Here is a 26,982-nt window from a genome sequence, read left to right on the forward strand (position 1 = left end):
ACCTAATTTGTCTGACGACAATAAAACCACCCTGCTGATTAAGGGGGGTTAGGGCGATCGAGTCAGGTACACAGCGGAAATTCTACATAATCTTAGGCACTTTAAAAAACTCCCCATCGCGATCGGGAGCACCCGCCAAAATACTCTCGCCGTTAGCAAACGGTTGCAAATCGTCCGATCGCATAACATTGCTAACATCGATCGCCCGAGTTGTCGGTTTTACCTTACTCGTATCCAGTTCGCTCAACTGCTCAAAATAATCCAAAATACCGTTCAGTTGACCAGTAAACTGCTCTTCTTCTTCCGGCGTTAATTCCAATCGGGCTAAATTCGCTACTTTCCGAACTTCTTCTTTGTCAATCATAAAAATTGGGAATTGGGAATTGGGAATTGGGCATAGGGCATAGGGCATAGGGCATGGGGCATGGGGCATGGGGCATGGGGCATGGGGCAAAGAGGCCAAACAAGTTATGTGTTATTTGTTATTTGTTATTTGTTATTAGAGAAACTACTAACTATTAACTACTAACTATTAACTATGCCCGATGCCCCATTCCCTATTCCCCATTCCCTATTCCCCATTCCCATCATAGTTAAAAATACACATCAATTTGCGATCGCCCTGTCGTCTTCAGCCAATTCTGCACCTCAATGTAATTGTTCGGCGCCAAACGAATAGCCTCCTTCCAGTAATCCGCAGCTTTATCAAACAGCCCTTCCGCCCCTTCAACATTGCCAGCTTCCTTTTCCCTTTCCCCTTGATAGTGGTAAATCACAGCAATATTGTTCAGCGCTTGCGGCATTCTGGGATTCAGTTCAAGCGCTTCGCTGTAATACTCCAAAGCTTTATCGTGTTCGCCGTTGCTAGTATGGATCAGACCCATATTGTACAATACATAACTGCGATCGTAAGGATCTTCTTCCAGCTTCAGCGCTTCAGTATAATTGTCCAGCGCTTCAGCATATTCGCCATCAGCTTGAGCCGACATACCATCCCGATAATAAGCAAAAGCTTCCTTCGCCTTCTTTTTCGCGGGCATAATCTTCAGGATGATATCAGCCATTACCGTGAAACTTTTGTCAATAAAGTTATCGTTGCGTTGAGTTCTTGGCATATGCGATTCTTTTGGTTAGTGGCTAATCTCAAAAATTAGCGGGTAAAGTTTTCCTATGAATACTTGCACAACAATTTTAGTTGAGAGTTGTGCTGAGAATGCGAAAAAGACTTGTGAGACACAAGGACAAACTTGACAACACGCGCAAGTCCTATCTATTGTAGATAACTATTGCAAGACTTGCAAAAAAAACATATTTTTTTTACATATTTAAACTTTTATTAAGTTTTCAAAGTTCAGCCAACACTGAAAAGCTTTTGGGAAAAAAGTAGGGTACGGTTCAATTGAGGGTAACAGTTTGCGAGCGATCGGTGTAAGGTGAAGGCTGTCGCCTTAGTCCTAATTCGCCCCCCAAAGCATGAGTCCGAGCCAATCAGTCTTGGGGTTGGCATTTGCTAGATGCGATGGCGCAGGGGTTTCAGCCAGATTTCACCATTGCTGATGTCGGGACGGGATTGAGAGCAGGTCAGAAAGAAGTCCTGCCTGATACTCCTTGTCATGGAGATATTTTTCAGCTCCAACAACAATTTGAGACAGTTGTTGACAATTGCTAATTAGCATGGTAATGTCAGACTATTCCAGCGTAAAAAATGTTAATTTTTCAAGCAGGACTAAGCAGTCGGGGTAATTGTATTCATTTGTAGTAAAAATAAGTTGGAAGTATTAATTAGGTAATGTCGTATCGTATTGTTGCTTATATCACTGCCTATTCAGATAAAACTGCCCTTGAGCGGTGTATCGCTTCTCTTAAGTGTCAAACTTATTCGATCGAGAAAATCTTAATAGTCGATAACTCGCCTCATGTGTTGTTGTCTCCTGAAGAATTAGACGAATCTATTATCGTCAAATCTTATCCCCAAAACATCGGCATTTCTGGCGGTTTACGAGTGGGTATTGAATGGTCTATTAAAAATGAATTTGATTTTATTTGGACTTTCGATCAAGATACTGAACCTTCACCAGATGCTTTAAAAAGATTAATTGAAACCTATGATAATCTCAAAGAAGCTCATCAAAAAATTGGAATTATTGCTCCACTTCCTGTTGATAGAGTCACAGGACAACAATGGAATGGAATGATCTTAGATAAGTATCAACTAAAACAATTTCTTATAAACGATCAAATCCCTGAAATTTATAAATGTGATGCCGTTATTACAGCAGGTTCTCTTATTTCCATTCAAGCCGCTTACAATACTCCCTTTCCTAATGAAAATTTATTTATTGAAGCAGTTGATTGGGAATATTGTCTAAAATTAAAGAAACAAAATTATTCTATATTTGTCAATAGAAATATTGTTCTAAAACAACGATTTGGAGAGACTCAAGAAGTTAATTTATTTTATCCTAAAATAAAAATAATGCGATTGAATTGTTCTCCGTTGCGTTACTACTACCGATGCAGGAATAACACCTTTGTCGAACTTAGTCTCGCTATGGAGAACAAACTATTGATTATGTTTAGTATTCATAGAATTAAAATTATGATTAATTTAGTTATTAAAATCTTGCTATTAGAAAACTTATCAAGAAGATTGAAAATTTGGGCTTGTCTGCGCGGAACTTATGATGGTTTCAGAGGGAACTTAGGAAAAACCTGGGTATAATCTACAAGAATGAGTCCGAGCCAATCAGTCGCAGCCAGTTTACCGCTTGATGCTCGCCAGAAAATAGCGATCGTGATATTGGCAAAGACAAAGTACGCACCCACACTATTAGTAGCGTTGGCGATCGGTTACCAGAGGTAACGCACCCTACAGATAGATTCTTTGCGTAAGTCCTGTACTCTTTACCCCTTCCCCCTTCCCCTTCCCCCTTCCCCCAACAGCAGTAACAAAAATACGTGGGGCAATGCGTGAGATATGTTATAGTAAACAGTCAGCCTAAATAGTTAGGTTTCAAATTGTTGTCTATTATCTCAGGAAACCGAAATGCTCAGAACCGATGTAATTCAAAAAATAATCGACAAGAAAAAAGCCCTGAGGTATTTAGAAATCGGCGTAAATAATGGCGATAGTTTTTTCCCGATCGAGATCGCTCAAAAGGTGGGAGTAGATCCTAGTTTTGCATTTTCTGAAGAACGTAAATTGGAATGGGCTAGTAAAAATCTATGTAATGCAACAGCGGAATATATAGACGCCACTAGCGATGCTTTTTTTGCAAGTGCCAATCCGATCGAACGGTTTGATGTAGCATTTATCGATGGATTGCATACCTACGAACAATCATTGCAAGATGTCCTGAATACCTTGGACAACCTCAATGAAAATGGCGTAATAGTCATGCATGATTGCAAACCACCCCATGTCCTCGCAGCCTGTCCAGCTCAGTCTCTGCAAGCTGCGATCGACATGAATTTACCTGGATGGGATGGCAACTGGTGTGGTGATGTCTGGAAAACGATTTGTTATCTAAGAAGTAATCGCAAAGATTTGCGAGTCTTTGTGTTGGATTGCGATTTTGGCTTAGGCATAGTTATGAAAGGAAAGCCTGATATCGATCTCAACCTGAGCAAAGATGAATTGGATAAAATGACTTATGAAGATGTTCTCAATGGTAAAGAAAATTTTCTTAACTTAAAAGATGAAAACTATTTGTTTGAGTTCTTAGAAACAATCTAATTCACTATCCACTATCCACTACTCACTATTCACTAATTTAATTATGCAAGCTGATATTTTTTATTAAGATGGCATTCGTCGCAGGTGGTTATATTCCGACACCCCCTGTATCTAGTTCAATTTTGACTCTGATCCAAGAATACAAATACCACTCAGAAACAAATGAGAATCAAGTAGATGTTTTCAATTGATCGACGCGACGAATTACTGGCGATCGCCGGTATTCTCGACCCAAAGCTGACAGCAATCGCTATCAGCTTTGATGTACCTTTAATGATGGCAGAATTTGCCGTGCAGTGCTACCTTAAAACTGCCATTTTTGAACCATGCCAAAAGTAGCAATGTTTTGCCCCAAAATCAAGGTCAGCCACAAAAAAAGCCTAAATTCTCCAGGTCTAAACCAGCTTTAATGCCCGCAACCTATAATTAAAAATAACCGCGTAATTTTCACAAAGAGAAACACATGGCTCCAAATCCCGGGATTATGCAAGCCGTCGAGCAACTTGGCTACCGCGTTACGGTTGGAGACGTGGCGGCAAAAGCTGGACTAGATGTCAATTTTGCCCAGCGAGAACTGTTAACGCTGGCCTCCGAAGCAGGCGGCAACCTGCAAGTAGCAGAATCCGGCGACATTGCCTACATATTTCCCAACAACTTTCGAGATATTTTGCGAAACAAATTCTTGCGCTTGCAGTTGCAGGAATGGTGGCAAAAAATCTGGCGAGTTCTATTTTACTTGATTAGAATATCTTTTGGCTTAGTGCTGGTAGCTTCCATCCTTTTAATTGTTGTTGCTATTACGCTTTTACTCTCCAGCATGAACAGCGACAATAACGGTGGAGGAGGCGGAAGCGGAGGCGAAAGTGGAGGTGGCGGCGGAGGCTTTTTCTTTTTTCCCTACTTCTGGAACGACTTAATCTGGATCTTTTACTGGAACCATGATGAACCATACTACCAGCAGCGATCGCGCGATCGCGGTCAAAAACCCCAAATGAGTTTTCTGGAAGCAGTTTTCTCCTTTATATTTGGAGACGGGAATCCCAATAAAAATCTAGAAGAGCGCAAGTGGAGCGATATAGCCACCGCAATTCGCAACAACCGAGGCGCAGTCGCAGCCGAACAAATTGCGCCCTATCTCGACAATCTCGGACAGGGATACGCCCGAGAATACGAAGAATATATGTTACCAGCCCTGGCCCGTTTTGACGGCCGCCCCGAAGTCAGTCCCGAAGGGCAAATCATCTATCATTTTCCGCAATTGCAAACCACAGCCCTCCTGCAAAATCCTCAACCAACAGGAACTTATTTGCGAGAAATGCTGTGGCGTTTCAGTCACGCCGACTCCGGCCAAATCATGCTCGCAGCAGGTTTAGGAGCCGTCAATCTTGTCGGTGCGCTGGTTTTGGGGAATTTATTAACGAAAAGTGCGATCGCAGGTGGATTCATCGGCTTCGTCAGCGGTATTTATCCACTGCTGCTGATTTACGGCGTCGGATTTCTGACAATTCCCTTAATCAGGTACTTCTGGATTCAGTGGAAAAATAGCAGGATAGAAGCTCGGAATCACGATCGGCAGCAGCGAGCCATGTTATTAAACCAACCCGATGCCAACTTGCAGCAAAAACTGGCCTACGCCCAGGAATTTGCAGGCGAAAACGTTCTGAGTGGAGAAGACTTAGCTTATACCACAGAAAGCGAATTAACTCAACAAGAACTAGAACAGTCAGCAAAAATAGATGCTGAATGGCAGCGGCGAATTGGGCGATCGGACAATTAATTTATAACCCGAAGAATCAGGAATGCAGCACACAGATTTTTTCTTAGTCCACGGAGGTGGACTTTGTTTTTGTAGTCGCGGTTTCTAACCGCCGGAGACTAGAAGTCTTCTGAGAATTGATCTTAGGTACGTAGTTGCGCTTCAGCGCTCTTAGCTTATATTAGGAAAGAGCGCCCAAGTGCAACTACATACCTTCTATTGGCGTTGCTGCTGCAACAGTATGAACGACTCAATGTGAAAAAATGAAACAAACCAGTCAGTCAATATAGCTGAATTTTCAAGTTACCCATTTTCATCCCCTGATTAAACAACGCCAAAATCATTTATTTTGAATACTAGAATCTGTTGTTTTTCTCATCTTTTTAACAATCTTAGGGCGTTTAAAAATCAAACAATTTTGGTCGTATTTCGAGTCATGTCGCAGAGCCACAAGTTCCCACCCATCCTCCCCCAATTGATTGACAAATAGATGTAGCGAGCCTTGTTTCCAATCTCGCAGCTCCTCACCATTTACATATAAACTAATTAGCTTATTTCCAAAAGGATACATATTCGCATCCACAAATAAATACTCCCACTTTTGCATAGCAATCCTTAATTTAGTTAGTCAGTAGTCAGTTGGCAGTTGGCAGTTGGCAGTGGACAGTTAGTTAGTTATTCGTTATTACTTGTTATTGGTTATTTGTTATTTCTTACCAATGCCCCATGCCCCATGCCCCATGCCCCATGCCCCATGCCCCATCCCCCATTCCCAACAGTTACTGCACAGCAATTCTAGCCAAAGCAGCACCCCGGTAATAGTGCAACAAAATCTGCTGGTAGCCGTATCCCTGCCTAGCCAAATTGTAAGCCCCCCACTGACTCATGCCCACAGCGTGACCGAAACCTTTGCCAGCAACTTGAAAACCCGTAGGAGGCTTCCCCCTATTTTGGCCGCTAAAAATCCCGCCGTACTGAGGAATCACAGTAAAGCGGGTACTCCTTAAATTTAGAACCCGACGCAAATCCGCGCCAGTCATCACCCTAGAACCGCCATCCCCGACTACTTTCATGGACAAAACGCTGCCGTAAGCGGTAGTACGTTCTGGCTTCATCGAGATTACATTACCCACACCAGAAATCTTGCTGCTGATTTGAGCGCGGGAAAAATTTTCTTTCCATTGGTAAACCGGCGCCCCTTGGTCGAAGTCAGGAACAGCCCGCAAATAAGGCAGGGGTTCCGTCCAAACATCCTCGACATTTTCCGTATGTCCGCCAGAGGCAGAGTGGAAAACGGCTAAAATAATCTGACCGTTGTAAGTCAGAACTTGACCGGCGGTGGCATCCACTGCGGCATAAGTACCCGAAGATTCTGTTTGCAATCCTTTGTAAACCTGGGAAGACTGAGTGTCATCCACATCGTAAAGGTCGGTTTCGCTTTTGAGGCGCTTGTGGAGAGCGTAGGAACGGGCGGCGACTGCTTGGGCTTTCAAAGCCTCTTGAGGCCAATTGCCACTCATTTCGGCACCGAGAACGCTGTAGAGATACTGTTCGATATCGACATAGTTGACGGCGGTTAAGGCTCCTTTTTCGGGAACTAGAAGCGTGCGTCCCCGATACCATCGATCGCCAATCCAAACATAACCGTTTCCGGTCGGCTCGATCCAAATTTGATTGGCAGCCCAGCGGCCAATTGCCACAGTTCCCGATCGAAATTGAGCAGACTGAGAACTGTTGGCGGGCAGTTCCCCCAAATTGCGCCCGCTGCTGTCGCGGATTGCAGCCTTAGTAGAACTGCCGACTTTGATCTGACTCGTCCCGTCTTGTACCGCAACTCGCAAAATCAGCGCCGCCTGTGCTGGGGCTACCATTACCAGCCAAAACAACAGCGAAATCCAAAAGTAGCGTTTTTTTAATGTCGAAACAACGGAAGTAAAGAACACTCCTGACTGCATTTTAAAATTTTCCTCCTGTGCTGTATGAGTTTGAGAATTTTTAAGAGTTCGGGAAGGTTCGGGAAAAAGGAAGGAGAACGGCAGAAAGAAAACGTTAGAATTGGGGGTGCATCTCAATGCAAGCAAATATATCTGTAGGGGCGAAGCATGACCGCAGTCAATATGGGATTATAACTAATAACTCATATACGGTCATGCTTCGCCCTCTTCAAAAACCAGATGCACCCAGAATTGGGTTTGGCACTTTGTGCGTCAAAAATGATTGGAGCGACTAGATCCTGGCAGCAACAGCGATTTATCCCGGTTCCTGCCTGCGAATAATTCCTTTATGTCAGATTGGCCGCACCTGGATATTTGTAACATATTTTTTAAGATTTAATTGAGGTGATTTGACTCTTGCAGATTACATTTCTCGGAACTAGCTCCGGCGTACCCACGCGATCGCGCAACGTTTCCAGCATCGCCCTCCGCTTGCCCCAGCGAGCCGAACTCTGGCTATTTGACTGCGGCGAAGGAACCCAGCACCAATTCCTCCGTAGCGAGCTAAAAGTCAGCCAACTGAGCCGCATTTTCATCACTCACCTGCACGGCGACCACATTTTCGGCTTAATGGGTTTGCTGGCTAGCTGCGGTTTGGCGGGGAATGTCAAGCGTATCGATCTTTACGGGCCTCCAGGACTTGAAGAATATTTGCAAGCTGGCGTTCGCTATTCTCAAACTCATTTTTCTTACCCTGTGAAGGTACACAAAAGTCACGAGGGAGTTGTCTATGAAGATGACGAATATATTGTGAGTTGCGCTCCTTTAAAGCATCGAGTTACTGCTTTTGGTTATCGCATCACTGAGAAAGACCGTCCGGGACACTTTGATGTCGAAAAAGCGAAGGCTGTAGGGATTCCATCGGGGCCAGTTTATGGTGAATTAAAACAAGGAAAGACGGTCAAATTATCAGATGGGCGGGAGTTTAAAGGTACTGATTTTTGTGGCCCGGATCAAGTCGGGCGAAAGTTTGTTTACTGTACTGACACGGTTTTTTGTGACAGCGCGGTGGAATTGGCAAAGGATGCGGATTTGTTGGTACATGAAGCGACTTTTGCCCATCAAGATGCTCAAATGGCCTTCGATCGCCTGCACTCAACCTCGACAATGGCGGCTCAAGTAGCTTTGCTCGCTGGGGCGAAACAGTTGATCATGACGCATTTTAGCCCGCGTTACGCTCCGGGAAATGCGATCGTCCTGGATGACTTGCTCAAAGAAGCCCAGGCAATTTTTCCAAATACGAAAATGGCCTATGACTTTTTGACTTACGAAGTCCCCAGGCCTGTTGAAGAGTAGGGTTAATCTCACATCTTACACCATTCTCAAGAACAGGCAAGATGCCTGTTCCACAATCAAATTCATTCTTTGTGGAACAGGCATCTTGCCTGTTCAGGAATTAGGGATTCACACTGCTGTTGTGGAGTAGTTTAAATCTCAAGGGTGTGATAAAATGGAAAAACGAATTCAATGGCGTTTTATGTCAAATCTTGAATTATTAGCCCAACTTCAGCAATTGTCCCGCACTGATAAATTTCAAATAATGCTGTTTTTAATAGCAGAATTGGCGAAAGAAGAAGGAATTGTCATGGGCAATGAATCTGCTGAAATTATGTATTCCGTGCATACTTCTAATAGTGCAGCAGAGCAATTAATGCAGTTACTAGAAACAGAACAAAAACAAACTCAAAATGTTTAATGGTAGGCGATATTCTTTTCAACCTAAACGAGATGAGTCAGGTGTTTTAGCTGATGTTCCGTATCTGCCTTTAACACTAACTTATCAAAATCGTTCTGTTGAGGTTATGGGTTTACTGGATACAGGAGCTAGCGTAAATGTTTTGCCCTATAATGTTGGGGTGCAATTAGGGGCAATTTGGGAAGAGCAAAGATTTTCTGTTACTTTAGCGGGAAATTTAGCGAGTGCTGAAACGAAAGGGTTATTAGTCTTGGCAAAAATAGGGGACTTTGATCCAGTTCAGTTAGTTTTTGCCTGGAGTAGGGTGAATAATATTCCCATTCTTTTAGGGCGAACTAATTTTTTTACTGAGTTTGATGTTTGTTTTTATGGGTCACAATTAGCGTTTGAAGTGTCTCCTAAATTTAAGGATAGTTGAGATTATCAATTTTTTAAAATCCTGCGTTGCAGCCCGGTATAGACACTGGAAAATCCTAATTTTTTTTTTGATTCGATATTGACAGAAAAAAAAATATGCGGTAAATTATGAGATAAAATATACAATTATCACAATAGTTAGAGAAATGAAAAACGAGTTGATCGCTGGAATCGCTGCACTTGGTGGTTCGTCATTGGGTTCAATTACAATTGCCACTGTACCTATAGCCACTACTGCAACAGTGCCTGCTGCTGGTGTCGCAGGTTGGTTGGGCTTGACAACGACAGCAACAACTATTGTGGCTGCTCCTGTGACTCTCCCAGTTGCAGGAATTGTGGCAGCAGGGGCACTTTTAACCTACGGAGGTTATCAAGCTTATAAGTTCGTCAGTAAAACTGAGTAACCGTTTTGTTGAGTACAGGACTTACGCATCTATTGTCTGTCATTCCGATCCCGACCCGGAGTTTACTTGCAGAACGGAGTGAAGGGTTCTGCAAGTAAACTCCGGGAAGAATCTCGCTCGATTCTTCGCAGTCCTGAGCCTTGCGAAGGATTCAGAAGGACATAATTACAATGACTTCCCGTTGCTCTAAAATCTCCTCATCCGCCTTCGGGCTATACACCTAATCCACAAACTGCCCGCATAACGCCCTTACTCAATAGTTTGTGGAAATGATTTGCTGAATCAGCAAGGGACAAGAGAAGTCACTTCTTCAATCCCAAATCCCAAATCCCAAATCCCAAATCCCAAATCCCAAATCGCCCCCAAGGGCGCCTTCGACCGCCTAGGACGGCAAATGGTTGCTACAATCGGGGAAGGTAAACGTTGTGGCTGACACTACAGCCCCTAATTCTGCAAGCTACTAGCTAAATTATTAAAAATCTGCCTCTCCTGCCATGTTTAAAAATCTACTCGGCGACCCCAACGCTCGCAAACTGAGAAAATTTCAGCCTTGGGTAGCTGATATCAATATCTTGGAAGAAGACTTACGCGCCCTCTCAGACGACGACCTCAGAGGCAAAACAGCGGAGTTTAAAGAACGTCTGGCCAAAGCTAAATCTCTCAACGAAGAGAAAGAAATCCTCGATGAAATCTTGCCCGAAGCTTTTGCAGTGGTGCGGGAAGCGGGACAGCGAGTTTTGGGAATGCGCCACTTTGATGTCCAACTCCTCGGTGGCATCATCTTGCACAAAGGCCAAATTGCCGAAATGAAAACCGGTGAAGGCAAAACTTTGGTGGCGACGCTGCCGGCTTACCTCAACGCCCTCAACGGTAAAGGCGTGCACATCATCACCGTCAACGATTATCTCGCACGGCGGGACGCGGAATGGATGGGGCAGGTGCACCGCTTCCTGGGATTGACTGTGGGACTGATCCAGCAGGGCATGGATCAGGTGGAACGCAAGAAAAATTATAGCTGCGACATTACCTACGCGACTAACAGCGAAGTCGGCTTTGACTACCTCCGCGACAACATGGCTACTGTCATGGAAGATGTCGTGCAGCGTCCTTTTAATTTCTGCGTAATTGACGAGGTTGACTCGGTGCTGATTGATGAAGCCCGCACACCTCTAATTATTTCCGGCCAAGTCGAACGCCCCAGCGAGAAGTACATCCGGGCGGCTGAGGTGGCTGCTTCCCTGAGAAAGGAAAATGAGGAACATTACGAGGTTGACGAAAAGGCGCGGAATGTGCTGTTGACCGATGAAGGGTTTGGCGAAGCTGAGGATTTGTTGGGAGTGAAGGATTTATACGATCCGGCTGACCCTTGGGCGCATTACATTTTTAATGCGATTAAGGCGAAGGAATTGTTTATTAAGGATATTAACTACATCGTCAATCTCGATCGCGAAGTGGTGATTGTCGATGAGTTTACAGGGCGCGTGATGCCGGGACGGCGCTGGAGTGACGGTTTGCACCAAGCCATCGAAGCGAAAGAACACGCGGAAATTCAACCGGAAACTCAGACGCTGGCGACTATTACTTATCAAAATTTCTTTTTGCTATATCCGAAGCTGTCGGGGATGACTGGGACGGCGAAGACTGAGGAAACGGAATTTGAGAAGATTTACAGTCTGGAAGTGACGCTGATTCCGACTAACCGGATTCCCAGCCGTGGCGACCTTTCGGATATGGTTTACAAGGCAGAGGCCGGCAAGTGGAAGGCGATCGCCCAAGAATGCGCCGAAATGCACGAAATTGGTAGGCCGGTGCTGGTGGGTACTACCAGTGTGGAAAAATCCGAGTTGCTGTCGCGGCTGCTTCGGGAACTCAAGATTCCTCACAATTTGCTGAATGCGAAACCGGAAAATGTGGAACGGGAGTCGGAAATTATCGCTCAAGCCGGACGCAAAGGCGCTGTGACGATCGCCACAAACATGGCCGGACGGGGTACCGACATCATTCTGGGCGGTAATTCCGAGTACATGGGACGCCTGAAGTTGCGCGAGTATTTGATGCCCCGGATCGTGCGCCCCGATGATGAAGACGGGTTTTCCCTGGTACAAGCGCCCGGTATGGGCGGCCGCCCCGCAGCTCAAGGTTTTGGTCAAACTGCTAAAAAAGTCAAGTCTTGGAAAGCTTCGGCGCAGATTTTCCCGACACAGCTATCGAAAGAGGCCGAGCAACTGCTGAAAGGGTCGGTTGAATTGGCGGTGAAGGAGTACGGGGAGCGATCGCTCTCGGAATTGCAAGCCGATGACATCGTGGCTGTAGCGTCGGAAAAAGCGCCCACCAAAGACATCGTAATTCAAAAATTGCGGGAAGCTTACAATCTAACTCGCAGCGAATACGATGCCTTTACCAGCACCGAACACGATGAAGTTGTGCAGTTGGGTGGCTTGCACGTTATCGGTACTGAACGTCACGAATCGCGCCGGATTGACAATCAGTTGCGCGGCCGCGCGGGACGACAAGGAGACCCCGGTTCTACGCGGTTTTTCTTGAGTTTGGAAGACAATTTGCTCAGGATTTTCGGGGGCGAACGGGTGTCGAGTTTGATGAAAATGTTCGGTGTTGAGGAAGATATGCCGATCGAATCTGGAATGCTGACTCGATCGCTCGAAGGCGCTCAGAAAAAAGTCGAAACCTACTATTACGACATCCGCAAGCAGGTATTTGAATACGACGAAGTGATGAACAATCAGCGTCGAGCCATCTATGCGGAACGTCGCCGAGTCTTGGAAGGTTTGGACTCGAAGGAACAGGTAATTAAGTATGCGGAACAAACGATGGACGACATCGTTGGAGCATACATCAATCCCGATTTGCCTTCGGAAGAATGGGAACTCGACAAACTTGTCAGCAAGGTGAAGGAATTTGTTTATCTGTTAGCTGACATGACTCCGGATCAATTAGAAGATTTGTCAGTTGAGGAAATCAAAACTTTCCTCCACGAACAAGTCCGCAATGCTTACGACATGAAGGAAGCGGAAGTTAATGCGATCCGTGCCGATTTAATGCGAGATGCGGAACGGTTCTTTATCTTGCAGCAAATTGATACTTTGTGGCGGGAACACTTGCAGCAAATGGATGCTTTGCGCGAGTCTGTGGGATTGCGCGGTTACGGACAAAAAGACCCGCTGATCGAGTACAAAACTGAAGGTTACGAGCTGTTTTTGGACATGATGACGGATATCCGCCGCAACGTGGTTTATTCGCTGTTCCAGTTCCAGCCGCAGCCTGCAATGCCTGTTTCGGCTGAGATGGTTTAGAGGGATTTTGTCGGGACACAACAATGTTCGTTGGTGCCAAACAAACGTCAAACGCAGTCATAAACTGCTGTTTTGTGACTAAGATCCGATCCCCCTAGCCCCCCTTCTTAAGGGGGGGACAAGAAGCACTCAAAGTCCCCCTTTTTAAGGGGGATTTAGGGGGATCTAGACTAAGATAAGACGGCGGTTGAAACCGCGTCTACACAAACAAAACCCGCCTCCGCGGGTTGAAGACTGTATTAAGCCCAATCTTCTTGATCGCTTTTTTGTTTCCTGTAAACTTCACCATTAGCGTGAATTTTGCGGGTTTGTTCGTACAGAGTTTCTTCGGTATGATTCCATTGTTGCAGGGCTTTTTTTAAGTCTGCTTGGATATCTCTAGCGCCGGGAAATCCTTTATAGCGAATGATTAATCTTGCTAATTCTGATAAATTGTGGTCGGTTGGTTCTTTTCCTAATAAATTATCGACTGTGGCTCGATCGCGTTTGTATTGCGGGTGCTGTTGGTCTTGATTTTTTGTGTCTAAATCCATATTGTTTGTCCTGGTATATCTACTGAAATTTTGCTTGAACAATCTTATTTTATAATTTTTATAATAAAGAGAATGCTTTTTAACCGCAGAGGGCGCAGAGGGCGCAGAGTCAGAGAAAAGAGAGATTTAGAAGTTGTTTTGTTGCTCGTTTTTGGCTATTGATTTATGTGCCTGGTTTTTCTAAATTTGGCTGTAAGTTTAAAGCTTTTTGTTGATAAATTAAACCTTCATTGGTTCGCCCTTGCTGTTCTAATACTTTGCCTAAGTTCCAGTAAGCGGCTGCTAAGTCTGGCTGCATGGCGATCGCCTTTTGGTAGTATGTTATCGCTTCATCCAGCAAGCCTTGTTTGTAACACATACTGCCTAAGTTAACATAGGCTGCGACAAATCTAGGCTCGCATTCGATCGCCTTTGAGTACGCCCGCACCGCTGCGTCTGTCTTCCCTTGGGCTTGCAGGATATTCCCGAGAGTTTTGTAGGCGGGGGCGAAATTGGGTTGCTGGCGCAGGGTTTGGTAGCACTGGGCGATCGCCTCTACATATCTCTGTTGCGTATAATAAACTTCGGCTATCTTGCTGCGTGCCACCGCCACATCCGGTTCGAGTGCTAGTATTTTTTGGTATTGGGCGATCGCCTCCTCAAATTTTCCTGATTGCTGGAGTTTCTCGCCCGCTGACAAATACTGCTCTGTTAACTCGGAATTTACGGTCATATATTTTTAGTTTAACAGCCGAGTTTACTTTACCACAGGTGTTGGCTAGCAAGTGCAATTCCTACAGATATTCTGACTGTTTGAGATTTTAAATTTGTTTCTGTACCTGAATCTGAAACTACGCATGGGGGCTAGAAACCCGGTTTCTACGAATTTTGAATTGAGTTACGAGAAATCTCCGCAGAAACCCGATTTCTGAGGTCAGTCTGTATCGGCTTCCTAAAAAAATAGTATGATTGTTTAGAAGCAGCATCAACGCTAATTGGGGAGTAAATCTCATGGCATCACTAGCAGGAAAGGTTGCAATTGTGACTGGTGCATCGCGGGGAATTGGACGCGCGATCGCCCTCCGATTATCCCAAGAAGGCGCATCGGTTGTCGTCAACTACGCCAGAGGAACAGAAGCCGCTCAAGAGGTTGTATCCGCGATCGCACTCTCAGGCGGCACAGCATTAGCCGTACAAGCCGATGTCAGCAAAACCGCAGAAATTGGCAATTTGTTCGATCGCACTCTCGAAACCTATTCACAAGTCGATATTTTAGTCAACAATGCGGGAGTAATTCTTTACAAACCTGTAGCAGAAGTTACCGAAGCAGAGTTTGACAATCTGTTTGCAGTTAACGTCAAAGGCACATTTTTTGCTTGTCAAGAAGCTGCTAAACGCATGGCAGATGGAGGCAGAATTGTCAACTTTTCTAGTTCGACAACGGCGATAATGATGCCAACTTACGGGGCTTACGTGGCGACAAAAGGCGCGGTGGAACAGCTAACTCGATCGCTGGCGAAGGAATTGGGCGATCGGCAAATTACAGTCAATGTCATTTCTCCGGGCCCCACGGATACAGAACTTTTCACTGTCGGCAAAACCCCCGAACAAATTCAAAGATTTATGCAAATGACTGCTTTCGGAAGACTCGGAAAAGTTGAAGATATAGCAGATGTGACGGCTTTTTTGTGTAGCGAACAAGCCAGATGGATTACCGGACAAAATATCCGCGTTAACGGCGGAAGTGCTTGATTCAGTTGACAGTTGACAGTTGACAGTTGACAGCACTTGACAAAGGAAGGAAGAGGATTGGAGTAATGAATATTTTTTTTTATTTCTTCCAAAAAAGGTTCCGGCTTTAAAGCAATTATTTGTGATAAAGTAACGCGGGGCGGAGCGATCGAGATTGAAAACATCAGGAGAAAAAAACCGTGAAAGCTGCTTACTACGAACAACTCGGCAACGCGAAAGATGTCCTCAAAATTGGCGAAATCGATGTTCCAGAATTGGGCGCAAATGATGTGCTGGTTAAAGTACGCGCATCCGGAATTAACCCATCCGATGTTAAGCAGCGCAGCGGTTGGGGCGGACTCACAATGCGATACCCGCGAGTCATTCCCCACAACGACGGTGCGGGCATAATTGAAGCAGCAGGAGAAGGCGTGCCACAGTCTCGAATTGGGGAACGTGTTTGGATTTATGAAGCCACTTTGCCCCGCCAGTTTGGTACGGCGGCGGAGTATGTTGTTGTTCCCAGCGAACAAGCGGTTTTTCTACCGGAAAATACAGATTTTGCAGCGGGTGCTTGTTTGGGAGTTCCGGCTATGACTGCACACCATTGTGTTTTTAAAGATGGTGCTGTTACTGGGAAAATTGTATTGGTTGCGGGCGGGGCGGGCGCTGTTGGTAATTATGCGATCCAATTGGCAAAATGGGGTGGCGCGACGGTTATTTCGACGGTAAGTTCTGCGGAAAAAGCAGAAATTGCTAAAACTGCGGGAGCTGATTATATTGTTAATTATAAAGCTGAAGATGTGGTGGCGCGGATTAAGGAAATTGCGGGCGGTAAAGGGGTCGATCGCATAATTGAAGTTGATTTTGCCGGAAATCTGGAAATTAATCTCAAAGCGATCGCCCGTAACGGCACGATCGCCACCTATGCTTCTGATTCAAATGCAACGCCTCAAATTCCTGTGTACTCGTTAATTTACAAAAATCTTACCGTTCATTACGTCCTAGTTTATGCTATGGACAAAGCAGCGCACCAACAAGCGGCGGCAGATATTACGACTTGTCTGAAAGCTGGAGTTTTGCGACACGTTATTGCTGGGCGCTTTGGTTTAGACGAGATTGCGGCCGCTCATGAATTGCAGGAAAGCGGTAGTGCGATCGGCAATTTGGTTTTATTGAGGTAGATTTTTAGGCACGTAGTTGCGCTGTCTTCGCTCTTCGATTTGTTCAAAAGCGCTAAGAAAGAGCGCTTAAGCGCAACTACATACCTTGATTTAATTCGATCGCACCGAGAATCGATCGCCACAATCAAGGAGACAGTTGCCACACCTTGATCGTGTCGTCATAACTGCCGCTGATCAGAGTTTTGTCCTGAGGATTAAAAGCCAATTCCACCCAAGTAGAATGACCTTTCAGCGTGCCTTGCTCCCCGCCATCCATCGCCCACAGCTTGATAGTTCCGCTCAAATCGCTGCTGGCTAGCGTCGCCCCGTCGGGACTGAAAGCTACAGACTGAATTCGATCGGTATGACCGGCAAAAGTCACCTCACCGGACGGTTCGGGCCCGTGATCCGTGGTGATATCCCAAATCCTCACGGTATTGTCCCAGCCGCCGCTGCCCAAAATTGTACCGTCGGGGCTGATCGTAAGCGCCGAAACAGCATCAACATGACCAGTCAGAGTGGCTTGGAATGCCCCTGTTTTCCAATTCCACATCTCGATCCTACCGTCGCCTTTGCCAGCAAACAAAGTGTCTTTATAGGCACTGAAAGCTACCGAATGCACTTCGTCGGTTATCCCTTTGAGTGTTTGCAACTCGGCCCCGCCTTCGACTTGCCACAACTTCAAAGCATTATCTTTGCCTACACTGGCGAGGGCTTTGCCGTCGGGACTGAACACCACCGAGAACACGCCGTCTGTGTGTCCGTCCAATGTCCGAATTAACTGGCCAGAATAGAAATTCCACAGTTTAATCGTACCGTCAGCGCCACCGCTGGCGATCGTCCTGCCATCGGGACTCACTGCCACTGACCACACGGGCCCCAAATGTGCCGCCAAAACCTTGAGCACTTTACCGTGACGCTTGTGCAGCAGGTGAATTGTCCCATCGTTGTTGCCACTAACTATCACGCGGCCGTTGGGAGTGACTGCTACCGCCCACACCGGATTTTTGTCTTGCTCTGTCAAAGTCCGCACTGCGGGGTGTGACAGCGATGGCTCGCTGCTGAAATTCTGCATGGGGGGCGGGTCGAACCGAATGTCGGGAATGCTAGAAACAGGCTCATTGGAAGTGAAAGCCTCCGATACCGGAGATGGCAAGCGAGAACCGAGCACCAATGAAATCAGAGCAACTGCGGCTCCCCCCCACATAGCTAAAGTCCACTTGGGTTTGCTGACAATCACCTCTATCGGTGTCGGGCCGTATTTCATGTCTGTGAGAATTGCTTCGATCGATCGATAGCGTTTTGATGGTTCTCGCTGCACCATTTTGTCCAGGATGCGGCCGAGTCTGGCCGAAACTGGTACTTTCAAATAATCCCTCCAGGCCCAAGCGTCGGCTTTGATGTCAAACAAATCAAAGGGCGACATTCCCGTTAACAAGTGAATGCAGGTGACGCCCAAACTGTAGATGTCGCTGCTCTTAATTGCTTCACCTTTAATTTGTTCCGGCGCCGCGTATTCGGCAGAACCCGTCACTGTTTCTGTTTTCAGCGGCCCGCTGTTGGCAGGAATTGCGGAGCCGAAATCGACTAAAACTAGCCCGGATTCCTCCTCCCAAGAATCCAGATGCTCTTTCCCGACTATTGCTGCCGACGTTTGGGAAGATTTGCGGTGAACAATATTGGACGGTTTGATATCTCGGTGAATCAGTTGATTTTCGTGGACAAATTCCAGCACTGGTAACAACTCGCTCAGCAGATACCAAATGTGAATTTCTTTAAAAACGCCTTTTTCCGAAAGCCGATCGGCTAAATTGCGCCCTTCAATGTATTCTTGCACTAAATACTGGCAGCCTTCGACTTCAAAAGATGCCAGCAGTTTCGGTATTTGCTGGTGTTTGCCCAACTTGTCGAGAACTGAGGCAGAACCCAAAAATGTCCGGTTGAACTGGTTTTGACCGTCGGCGATTGACGGCATGGGGCCGCAGAACTGTTGAATGACGCAGCGGGGTTGCGCTGGTTGGTCTTCATCGGCTGCTAGGAAGGTGCGGCAAGCGATACTTTGACCGAGGGTGTGAAAGACTCGGTAGCGCCCTTTGAGCAGCAAGTTCGACTCGCAATTTGTGCAGGCTGTCGCGCGATCGAGATTTTTGGGATTTTGGCAATTGGGATTTATGCAGTAACTCATTTGTCTTGCCGCTGGAGACCCCCGTCCGATTTAAAGGGAGGAGTGGGGGAGGAAAGCGGGGCGGTGCGTGCCGCTTCCTGTGGACAAATTAAATAATTTGAATCTTTGCTTTATGATAATTGTTTCCTAGATTTTAGCCACAATTGCTTCGATCGATCGCGCGTAAATTATTGCTGAGACCTATTTTCCAAAATAATACAACTGTAGAAAAAATTTCCACCACTATCGAGTCAGTCATCCCCAAAATTCTTCAATCGTCCGACACTGCGGCAAGCAAGGGCGACCGCGCTGGCGACTTGTCAGTCAGCGTAGCCGAAGCAAGCCTAAGGAAGCCGTCGCAGTCTAAAATCTCTAATTGGTAGGACTTTTATTCGAGCGATGCTTAATAAGTCGATCGCACCGAACATGATTGCTCGGCTGGACTCGCTGTCAACGAATTACGGTATACTGTCGTTGTGGATACAGTAATTGCGGCGATGGAGTCAATTTCAAATTTCCAATCAACTGAAAAATTGAAATTTTGGCAACTTTCGCCAAACTAACTAATAACTTTTAACTATTACCTATGCCGTTAATTCGCGTTCCCAAACCTTGGGAAATTCTCGACTCACAAATTACCTCAGAAACAGCCTTTCTCAACCGCCGCCGTTTCATGACCAATTTAATTGGCGCCGGCGTGACGGCTTCGCTGCTACCACTTACAGGCTGTCAAAGCAATGACAGCTCAAAAACTGCTCTCGAAAAAAGCTCAACCCAAGCATATTCTGGCTTGAACCGGAATCCTGTCTTTGCGAAAGTCGATCGGGCAATTACCGACGAAGCCCTAGCTACCAAATATAACAACTTTTACGAATACGGAGGCACAAAATCTATTTGGCAAGCCGCCCAAGCTTTACCAACCGAAAACTGGAAAGTAGAAGTAACTGGTTTAGTCAAAAATCCCCGCACCTACGATATAGACGACCTCCAGAAAAAATTTCCCATCGAAGAACGAGTTTATCGATTTCGCTGCGTAGAAGCCTGGTCGATGGTAGTTCCTTGGGTCGGATTTCCCATGAAATTACTCATGGCTGATGTCGAACCGCAATCGAATGCTAAATTTGTTCGCTTCACCTCATTTTACGACTCAAAAATCACTCCCGGCCCCGGTTTGATGTCGCAATTTTATCCTTGGCCTTATACCGAAGGTATGCGAATCGAGGAAATGGCAAACGATTTAGCATTTTTTGCCACAGGATTGTACGGGCGGCGCTTACCCAAACAAAATGGGGCGCCGCTGCGGCAGGTGATTCCCTGGAAATACGGTTTTAAGGGCGCAAAGTCGATCGTTAAAATTGAATTTGTCGAAAAACAGCCCGCCACTTTTTGGAATACCATCGGCCCCAACGAATACGCATTTGAAGCCAATGTCGAACCCGACAAACCGCACCCCAGATGGTCGCAAGCCAGCGAACGGGTAGTCGGGCCCGGTAACAGTTGGTCGTGGGAAACTCGCCCAACTTTGCCCTATAACGGTTACGGCGAATATGTCGCAAGCCTTTACAGTTAGCGAAATTTCACACTCAGATAGGACGTATGGTTGAAACCGCGTCTACACAAACGATGTCCGGATGGTGCGCGGACAGAAGAAAAAACCTAATTTCAACCGCCGACTCTTCAACCCGCGCACCATCCGAGTTTTGCCTGTATAGACGCGATTTCAACCGCCCGATCTTATTCTATAGCGGTTCTCAAGCATGGTGAGATATGCCCCATGCCCTATGCCCTATGCCCTATGCCCGGTCTTATTCTAAGTTAATTTCCAGTTAATAAAAAAGGAAAATATGCAATGCTTGAAATTCCCGGCATTCAAACATTAAATAAAATACACGAAAATTCTATTTCAACAGTTTATCGAGGTATTAGAGAACAAAATCAACAGCCAATTATTCTCAAACTACTCAACGAAGACTATCCAACTCCCGGCGAAATCGTCCGCTACCGACAGGAATACAAAATTCTTCAAATCCTCAACCTGCCAGGAGTCATCAAAGCCTACGACTTACAAAAATATCGCAACACTCTCCTTCTAATCTTAGAAGATTTTGGCGGTTTCTCATTGAAACAAATGCAGGAACAGCAAAGCTTTAGCCTGTTTGAATTTCTCAATATCGGCATTCAAGCCGCCGCAATATTAGGACAAATTCACGCAGCAAACATCATCCACAAAGACATCAACCCCGGCAACATTATTCTCAACCCAGCCACAGGAAAAATCCAAATTATTGACTTCGGAATTTCCACCCTGTTAACCCGCGAAACTCCTACCATAAAAAATCCCAATATTTTAGAAGGAACTTTAGCCTACATTTCACCAGAACAAACAGGGAGAATGAACCGTTCTCTAGATTACCGTACAGATTTTTATTCCCTCGGCATTACTTTTTACGAACTGCTAACCAACCAATTGCCTTTTGAGACCAAAGATGCAATGGAATTGGTACACTGTCACATTGCAAAACAGCCATTGCCCATCAACAAAATCAATCCACAAATTCCTCCGGCTGTGTCAGCAATAGTCATGAAACTTTTAGAAAAAACTGCTGAAAACCGTTACCAAAGTGTTTGGGGAATTCAAGCAGACTTAGAAGAATGTCTGCGTCAATTACAGACAACAGGAACTATTTTAGAGTTTGCTTTAGCTAAAGAAGATATTTCCGATCGATTTCAAATCCCTCAAAAACTATACGGGCGGGCGGCGCCAGTCCAGGCTTTGCTAGCAGCATTCGAGCGAGTTGCGAACCCACAACATAGTTTTTCTGGAAGCGAAATGATGCTAGTTGCCGGTTATTCGGGCATGGGGAAATCATCGCTGGTACAAGAAATTTACAAACCAATTACTGAAAAACGCGGCTATTTTATTTCCGGCAAATTTGACCAATTTCAGCGCGATATTCCCTATTCAGGGATTATTAGCGCTTTCTCGGGATTGGCGCGACAACTGCTAACCGAAAGTTCCGCAAAACTCGATGAGTGGCGCACTAAACTTTTAATTGCATTGGGTGCAAACGGTCAAGTAATTATTGAGGTAATTCCCGAAATAGAATTAATTATCGGCAAACAGCCCCAGGTAGCAGAGTTGAGACCAAATGAAGCGCAAATTCGTTTCTATTTTGTGTTTGAAAAATTTATTCGCGTGTTTTGTTCGGCGGAACATCCACTGGTAATTTTTCTTGACGATTTACAGTGGGTAGATGCAGCTACTCTCAATTTAATTCAATTGATGGTAGTGGATAGTGATACACAATATTTATTGCTGATTGGAGCCTATCGAGACAATGAAGTTAGCGCCCATCATCCCTTAATGATTACTGTGGATGAAATGCAAAAAGAAGGCGCTACAATTGATTTTATTTATTTAGCTAATTTAACCATCCAAGATGTTAGTAATTTAATAGCTGACACTGTGCATAGCGATGCTATGTCTGTGCAATCTTTGGCTGACTTGGTGTTATGCAAAACTAATGGAAATCCGTTTTTTGTCAATCAATTTCTCAAAATGCTGCATTCTGAGAAATTGATTAATTTTAGTTTTCTGGAATCTTCCGAGCTATCGATTCGGGAACCAAAGGCTCTAAAAAATAGAGGTTGTGGAGGATTTTGGCAGTGGGATATTGCTCAAATTGAAGCAAGGGATATCACTGATAATGTGGTTGATTTGATGGTAAAAAAAATAAAAATATTGCCGGAAATAACTCAAAATATTTTGCGTTTCGCAGCTTGTGCTGGGGCATCTTTTGACTTAACTACTTTATCAAAAATTTGTGAAAGATCTCCGGATTTGGTGTTCTCAGATTTGAAGCCCGCACTGGAAGCTGGTTTGATTTTTCCGGTGTCTGAGTTGGATATTGAACTGTTGTTTGAAGAGTACAAGTTTTTGCACGATCGCGTCCAACAAGCTGCTTATGCTTTGATTGACGAAGGGCAGAAAAAAGCGGTTCATTTGCAAATCGGTCGCTTGTTATTGGATAATAGCGATGGTGAAGATTTGTCGGAGGAGCTTTTTGAAATTGTCGATCAGTTAAATCTGGCGGCAGGAAAGGCGATAGGGGCGATAGAAATGGCGACAGCAGGGGAGCTGCCCTTGGCGATCGATCGCACGGAAAGAGATAAAATTGCCAAACTCAATCTTTTGGCTGGGAAAAAAGCCAAAGCTGCTACAGCTTATGCGGCTGCTGTCAAGTATGTCTGTTTTGGGATCGAACTTTTGGCTGCGGATAGCTGGGAAACTGAATATAATTTGACGCGAGAGTTGTACCTGGAAGCTGCGGAATTGAATTATCTGATTGGCAATTTCGAGCAATCGCAATTTTTGATTCATTCGGCACTATCGCAGTTGCAATTGGCGGTGGAAAAAGCGGAATTTTTCGATCGCCTAATTACGCTGCATACCATGTTGGGGGAATACGAGGAAGCTATTAAATTTGGGCGCCAGGGCTTGCGTTTGTTGGGGGTTGAGTTGCCCCAAAAGCAGTTGCAGCAAGCTTGCAAAGCCGAATTTGCTGAAGCAACAGCGCAATTGGGCGATCGGGCAATTGGTGCTTTGCTGCACGTACCGGAAATGAAGATTTCGGAAAAAAGAACCGCGATGAAACTTCTGGATAAAATTATTCCCGCGAGTTTATTTTCCAATCCGATACTTTACCAATTAGTTGTTACAAAATCTGTCAATCTTTCTCTGAAATACGGCCCGGTGCCGGAATCATCTTACAGCTATGCTTGCTACGGCTTGGTTTTGTCGGCTGCGATGGCTGATTATCGCTCGGGATACGAGTTTGGGATGTTAGCTCTCAATTTGAGCGATCGCTTTCACGATTTGACGCAAAAATGCAAGGCATCGGAAATGCTTGTCGCTCATTTAAATCACTGGATACAGCCTCTGAAACTGTCGGATTCGATTAGCCATAATGGCTATCAAGCTGGCTTAGAATCCGGCGAATTGCAATTTGCAGGTTACATTCAGCTTTACAAATTGATGTATTCTATCCCCCAGGGCAAAAATCTCGAATCTCTGCGTGTAGAAGTGTGGAATTTTTTGCTATTTAACTTTAAAACTAACAATCAAATTGCTACTGATTACTTACTAGGCTGTCAGATAGCTTTGTTTAATTTACTGGGAGAAACTTCTAATTGTGAGGTATTTTCTAATGGCGAAATTAGCGAAGGACAATATTTAGAGCGGTGTGCCGATCGCGGCAGTTTTTTGGCAATCTGCGGCTATCAAATTTTGAAATGCCAGGTTTTGTATTTGTACGGAGAGTATGCAGCAGCTTTCAGCTATGCTGTGGAAGCTGAGAAAAAATTGAGTTTGGCGATCGGCACAATTATTGTAGCCGAACATAATTTTTATTATTCTCTAATTTTAACTGCGCTTTACCCGCAAGCTTCCAAGGGCGATCGCCAAAAATATCTGAGAAAGCTCAAAGCCAACCAAAAACAGATGAAAATCTGGGCTGATAGCTGTCCGGAGACCTTTGAGCATAAATACTTATTGGTAGCTGGGGAGATGGCGCGGATTGTGGGTAAGGAGATGGAGGCGATCGATTTGTACGATCGATCGATTACTTCAGCCAGAGACGGCTATTTTATCCAAAATGAAGCATTAGCCGCAGAATTAGCAGCCAATTTCTGGCTGAGCAAAGGTAAAGCAGAATTTGCCGAAATTTACCTAAAAAAAGCGCACTACAACTATCTAATTTGGGGCGCCAAACGCAAACAAGAAAAGTTAGAAGCAACTCACCCAAAATTATTAATAAAATCCACATCAGAAACTCAATTTCATGATGCCAGTACAGTAACTATAGCCAGCCAATTAAACACCCCTGGCTTAGGAAGTTCAGCTTTAGATTTGGCTGCGGTAGTGAAAGCCAGCCAAGCCATTTCTGGCGAAATACTCTTGGATAAGTTGCTGGCTTCTTTGATGAAAATACTGATTGAAAATGCCGGAGCACAACGAGGCTATTTAATTTTCCATTCCCCCTCAGATTCTGCCAATAACAATTCCGGGGAATTGCTAATCGAAGCTGCGGGTGCGATCGATTCGGAGAGTATTGCGGTATTGCAGTCAATTTCTATAGATAATAACCTACCAGTATCGATTGTTAATTATGTTGCCCGTACAGGAGAGACAGTAGTTTTAAGCCAAGCATTTGCCAGCAAAAATTTTAACAGCGACCCCTATATCAAACAGCATCAAAACAAATCAATATTGTGCGCGCCACTCCTGAACCAAGGTCAACTTATCGGCATAATTTACTTAGAAAACAACCTGATTGCTGGAGCATTTACATCAGACAGATTAGAACTGCTGAAAGTCTTATCGGCTTCGGCAGCCATCTCCATTGAAAATGCCAGACTTTATACTAATCTAGCAGATTCCAACCGCACCTTAGAAACAAAAGTAGAAGAACGCACATCGGAGCTCGCTCTTGCCAAGAAAAAAGCCGAAGTAGCCAACGAAGCGAAGAGCAGTTTTTTAGCCAACATGAGCCACGAATTGCGCTCTCCCCTCAACGCCATCCTCGGCTTTTCTCAAATCATGCTCCGCAGCCAAAATCTACCCAAAGAGCATCAAGATAATGTCGCAATTATTACTCGCAGCGGCGACCATTTACTAACTTTAATCAACCAGGTTTTAGATTTATCAAAGATTGAAGCTGGTCGGACTATTCTCAACTATAAAAATTTTGATTTGTATCAATTTATGGACGATCTCGAAGATATGTTCCATATCAAATCTGACGACAAACAATTGCAATTAGTAGTAGAATACAGCCCTGATGTTCCCAGATACGTTCGCACAGATGAAGTCAAATTGCGACAAGTTTTAATAAATTTGATCGGTAACGCTCTCAAATTTACTCAAGAAGGAGGAGTTGCAGTAAAAGTTAATCTCAAACCAGAAGCAAGCAGTCTAAAGCCCGCTAAAACTGTTAATATTGTGGAGAATAGCGAAAATTCAAATATTCCAGCAAATCAGAGTCTTGAAAAATGTAGTAAAATTAGCCCACTACAAAATCCTAACGATTTAGATTCTGGATCTTCGTACTTCCTGATTTTTGCAATCTCCGACACTGGGCCAGGTGTCGCCGCCGATGAATTAGATAGTCTTTTTGAAGCTTTTGTGCAAACCAAAACTGGTAAAAACTCCCAAGAAGGAACTGGTTTGGGACTGCCAATCAGCCGCAATTTTGTAGAGTTAATGGGTGGCAAGATGAGTGTCTATTCAGAATTGGGAGTGGGAACAACTTTTGTATTCGATACTAAAATTAGTGCGATCGATCCCAGGGAAATAGAAGGCAAAAAGACGGCGCTACAAGTGATTTGCCTCGCACCGAATCAACCTAGGTATCGCATTTTGATTGTTGATGACAAACCCAGCAATAATTTGCTGCTACTCAAACTGCTTTCTCCCCTCGGTTTTGAACTAAAAGAAGCTTGTAACGGCCAAGAAGCTGTTGAGATTTGGAATGATTGGGAACCGCATTTAATTTTAATGGATATGAGAATGCCCGTGATGGACGGGTACGAAGCTACAAAACAAATCAAAGGTACTCTTAAAGGTCAAGCTACTGCAATTATTGCTGTAACTGCTAGTGTTTTAGAAGAAGAAAGAGCGGTTGTTTCTTCGGCAGGATGCGATGATTTTATCCGCAAACCGTTCCGGGAAGCAGATATATTTGATGCGCTTCAAAAACATATTGGGGTGAATTTTATCTATGAGGAACCTGCTAGCAACAAGGATTTGACGAAACTGGATATCCAAGCTGCTTTGAGTCGGTCAGCTTTGGCGAATTTGCCTGCTGAATTGTTGGCTGATTTATTGGCAGCTTCCAGCCTCAGTGATATGGCTAAAGTTGATAGTTGCATAGAGCAAATCCGCAAGCTTGATGAATCTGTGGCTGAGGCTTTAGCTTTTTTGGCAAATGATTTTGATTATATTCAAATAGTTTCTTTAATTGAAACTTATTAGGTTTGATCGTTCGGAATTCAGTCCTTTCTTTTCTGCGGACTAAAGTCCTCACTACGAACCTTTGTT

21 protein-coding genes are annotated in these 26,982 nt (G+C 44.8%); 14 read left to right on the top strand and 7 right to left on the bottom strand.

Translation table 11 applies throughout. The annotated features are described in order from the left end of the window. Nucleotides 1–82: 82 nt before the first annotated feature. Complete coding sequence (gatC, locus tag JGK16_RS10575) at nucleotides 83–364, bottom strand: Asp-tRNA(Asn)/Glu-tRNA(Gln) amidotransferase subunit GatC (RefSeq protein ID WP_293128462.1); 282 nt, start codon at nucleotides 362–364, stop codon at nucleotides 83–85. Nucleotides 365–593: 229 nt separating this feature from the next. Beyond that, the gene (locus JGK16_RS10580) at nucleotides 594–1,115 is read right to left on the bottom strand and encodes a photosystem I assembly protein Ycf3 (RefSeq protein ID WP_293183322.1); all 522 of its coding nucleotides are present in this window, start codon (nucleotides 1,113–1,115) and stop codon (nucleotides 594–596) included. A gap of 674 nt (nucleotides 1,116–1,789) precedes the next feature. Between JGK16_RS10580 and JGK16_RS10585 the strand changes: the two genes are divergently transcribed. The 5 genes from JGK16_RS10585 (at nucleotide 1,790) to JGK16_RS10605 (ending at nucleotide 5,513) form a co-directional block, all read left to right on the top strand. Beyond that, nucleotides 1,790–2,722: a glycosyltransferase gene (locus JGK16_RS10585; protein WP_293183324.1), complete on the top strand. Its 933-nt coding sequence runs from the start codon at nucleotides 1,790–1,792 to the stop codon at nucleotides 2,720–2,722. 9 nt (nucleotides 2,723–2,731) lie between these two features. Further along, nucleotides 2,732–2,863 (top strand): hypothetical protein, encoded by a 132-nt coding sequence (locus JGK16_RS10590; RefSeq protein ID WP_293152510.1) that lies wholly within the window; start codon nucleotides 2,732–2,734, stop codon nucleotides 2,861–2,863. Between the two features lie 183 nt (nucleotides 2,864–3,046). Beyond that, a complete protein-coding gene (locus JGK16_RS10595) occupies nucleotides 3,047–3,736 on the top strand; it encodes a class I SAM-dependent methyltransferase (RefSeq protein WP_293152513.1) in 690 nt (229 codons plus the stop codon). A 177-nt stretch (nucleotides 3,737–3,913) separates the two neighbouring features. Next, nucleotides 3,914–4,075 carry a hypothetical protein gene (locus tag JGK16_RS10600; RefSeq protein WP_293183326.1) on the top strand — a complete coding sequence of 54 codons (162 nt, stop codon included), beginning with the start codon at nucleotides 3,914–3,916 and terminating at the stop codon, nucleotides 4,073–4,075. Between the two features lie 124 nt (nucleotides 4,076–4,199). Next, nucleotides 4,200–5,513: a hypothetical protein gene (locus tag JGK16_RS10605; RefSeq protein ID WP_293190497.1), complete on the top strand. Its 1,314-nt coding sequence runs from the start codon at nucleotides 4,200–4,202 to the stop codon at nucleotides 5,511–5,513. Nucleotides 5,514–5,832: 319 nt separating this feature from the next. Here the strand turns inward: JGK16_RS10605 and JGK16_RS10610 are convergent, their stop codons facing one another. Both JGK16_RS10610 and JGK16_RS10615 read right to left on the bottom strand, forming a co-directional pair. Then, nucleotides 5,833–6,099: a hypothetical protein gene (locus JGK16_RS10610; protein ID WP_293183330.1), complete on the bottom strand. Its 267-nt coding sequence runs from the start codon at nucleotides 6,097–6,099 to the stop codon at nucleotides 5,833–5,835. A gap of 172 nt (nucleotides 6,100–6,271) precedes the next feature. Then, the gene (locus JGK16_RS10615; RefSeq protein WP_293190498.1) at nucleotides 6,272–7,447 is read right to left on the bottom strand and encodes a SpoIID/LytB domain-containing protein; all 1,176 of its coding nucleotides are present in this window, start codon (nucleotides 7,445–7,447) and stop codon (nucleotides 6,272–6,274) included. Nucleotides 7,448–7,843: 396 nt separating this feature from the next. Here JGK16_RS10615 and JGK16_RS10620 point away from each other — a divergent pair, with 396 nt between their 5' ends. The 5 genes from JGK16_RS10620 to secA all read left to right on the top strand — a co-directional run bounded on the left by JGK16_RS10620 (nucleotide 7,844) and on the right by secA (nucleotide 13,314). Beyond that, on the top strand, nucleotides 7,844–8,782 hold the full coding sequence (locus JGK16_RS10620) for a ribonuclease Z (RefSeq protein ID WP_293190499.1): 939 nt from the start codon (nucleotides 7,844–7,846) through the stop codon (nucleotides 8,780–8,782). Between the two features lie 154 nt (nucleotides 8,783–8,936). After that, complete coding sequence (locus JGK16_RS10625) at nucleotides 8,937–9,182, top strand: hypothetical protein (protein WP_293203051.1); 246 nt, start codon at nucleotides 8,937–8,939, stop codon at nucleotides 9,180–9,182. Then, nucleotides 9,175–9,600 carry a retroviral-like aspartic protease gene (locus tag JGK16_RS10630; RefSeq protein WP_293190501.1) on the top strand — a complete coding sequence of 142 codons (426 nt, stop codon included), beginning with the start codon at nucleotides 9,175–9,177 and terminating at the stop codon, nucleotides 9,598–9,600. The genes JGK16_RS10625 and JGK16_RS10630 overlap by 8 nt, the downstream gene beginning before the upstream one ends. A gap of 145 nt (nucleotides 9,601–9,745) precedes the next feature. Beyond that, nucleotides 9,746–10,003, top strand: a complete 258-nt coding sequence (locus JGK16_RS10635; RefSeq protein WP_293190502.1) for a hypothetical protein — start codon at nucleotides 9,746–9,748, stop codon at nucleotides 10,001–10,003. A gap of 494 nt (nucleotides 10,004–10,497) precedes the next feature. Continuing rightward, nucleotides 10,498–13,314 (top strand): preprotein translocase subunit SecA, encoded by a 2,817-nt coding sequence (gene secA / locus JGK16_RS10640; RefSeq protein WP_293184889.1) that lies wholly within the window; start codon nucleotides 10,498–10,500, stop codon nucleotides 13,312–13,314. A gap of 239 nt (nucleotides 13,315–13,553) precedes the next feature. On the opposite strand, the gene JGK16_RS10645 is transcribed toward secA, so the two are convergent. Next, nucleotides 13,554–13,847, bottom strand: a complete 294-nt coding sequence (locus tag JGK16_RS10645) for a DUF3288 family protein (RefSeq protein ID WP_293190503.1) — start codon at nucleotides 13,845–13,847, stop codon at nucleotides 13,554–13,556. 163 nt (nucleotides 13,848–14,010) lie between these two features. Next, nucleotides 14,011–14,559: a tetratricopeptide repeat protein gene (locus JGK16_RS10650; RefSeq protein ID WP_293184891.1), complete on the bottom strand. Its 549-nt coding sequence runs from the start codon at nucleotides 14,557–14,559 to the stop codon at nucleotides 14,011–14,013. Between the two features lie 278 nt (nucleotides 14,560–14,837). Between JGK16_RS10650 and JGK16_RS10655 the strand changes: the two genes are divergently transcribed. Together JGK16_RS10655 and JGK16_RS10660 are read left to right on the top strand one after the other, a co-directional pair. Beyond that, on the top strand, nucleotides 14,838–15,578 hold the full coding sequence (locus JGK16_RS10655; protein ID WP_293184892.1) for an SDR family oxidoreductase: 741 nt from the start codon (nucleotides 14,838–14,840) through the stop codon (nucleotides 15,576–15,578). A 179-nt stretch (nucleotides 15,579–15,757) separates the two neighbouring features. Continuing rightward, nucleotides 15,758–16,741 carry an NADPH:quinone reductase gene (locus tag JGK16_RS10660; protein WP_293184893.1) on the top strand — a complete coding sequence of 328 codons (984 nt, stop codon included), beginning with the start codon at nucleotides 15,758–15,760 and terminating at the stop codon, nucleotides 16,739–16,741. A 124-nt stretch (nucleotides 16,742–16,865) separates the two neighbouring features. Here the strand turns inward: JGK16_RS10660 and JGK16_RS10665 are convergent, their stop codons facing one another. After that, a complete protein-coding gene (locus JGK16_RS10665) occupies nucleotides 16,866–18,905 on the bottom strand; it encodes a protein kinase (RefSeq protein WP_293190504.1) in 2,040 nt (679 codons plus the stop codon). Nucleotides 18,906–19,470: 565 nt separating this feature from the next. On the opposite strand from JGK16_RS10665, the gene msrP reads away from it, so the two are divergent. Together msrP and JGK16_RS10675 are read left to right on the top strand one after the other, a co-directional pair. Further along, a complete protein-coding gene (gene msrP, locus JGK16_RS10670) occupies nucleotides 19,471–20,454 on the top strand; it encodes a protein-methionine-sulfoxide reductase catalytic subunit MsrP (protein WP_293184895.1) in 984 nt (327 codons plus the stop codon). A 279-nt stretch (nucleotides 20,455–20,733) separates the two neighbouring features. Further along, entirely contained in the window at nucleotides 20,734–26,916 is a 6,183-nt protein-coding gene (locus tag JGK16_RS10675) for an AAA family ATPase (RefSeq protein WP_293190505.1), read from the top strand. Nucleotides 26,917–26,982: the final 66 nt, after the last annotated feature.

This window comes from Microcoleus sp. PH2017_09_SFU_O_A, assembly GCF_020738625.1.
GTDB lineage: Bacteria > Cyanobacteriota > Cyanobacteriia > Cyanobacteriales > Microcoleaceae > Microcoleus.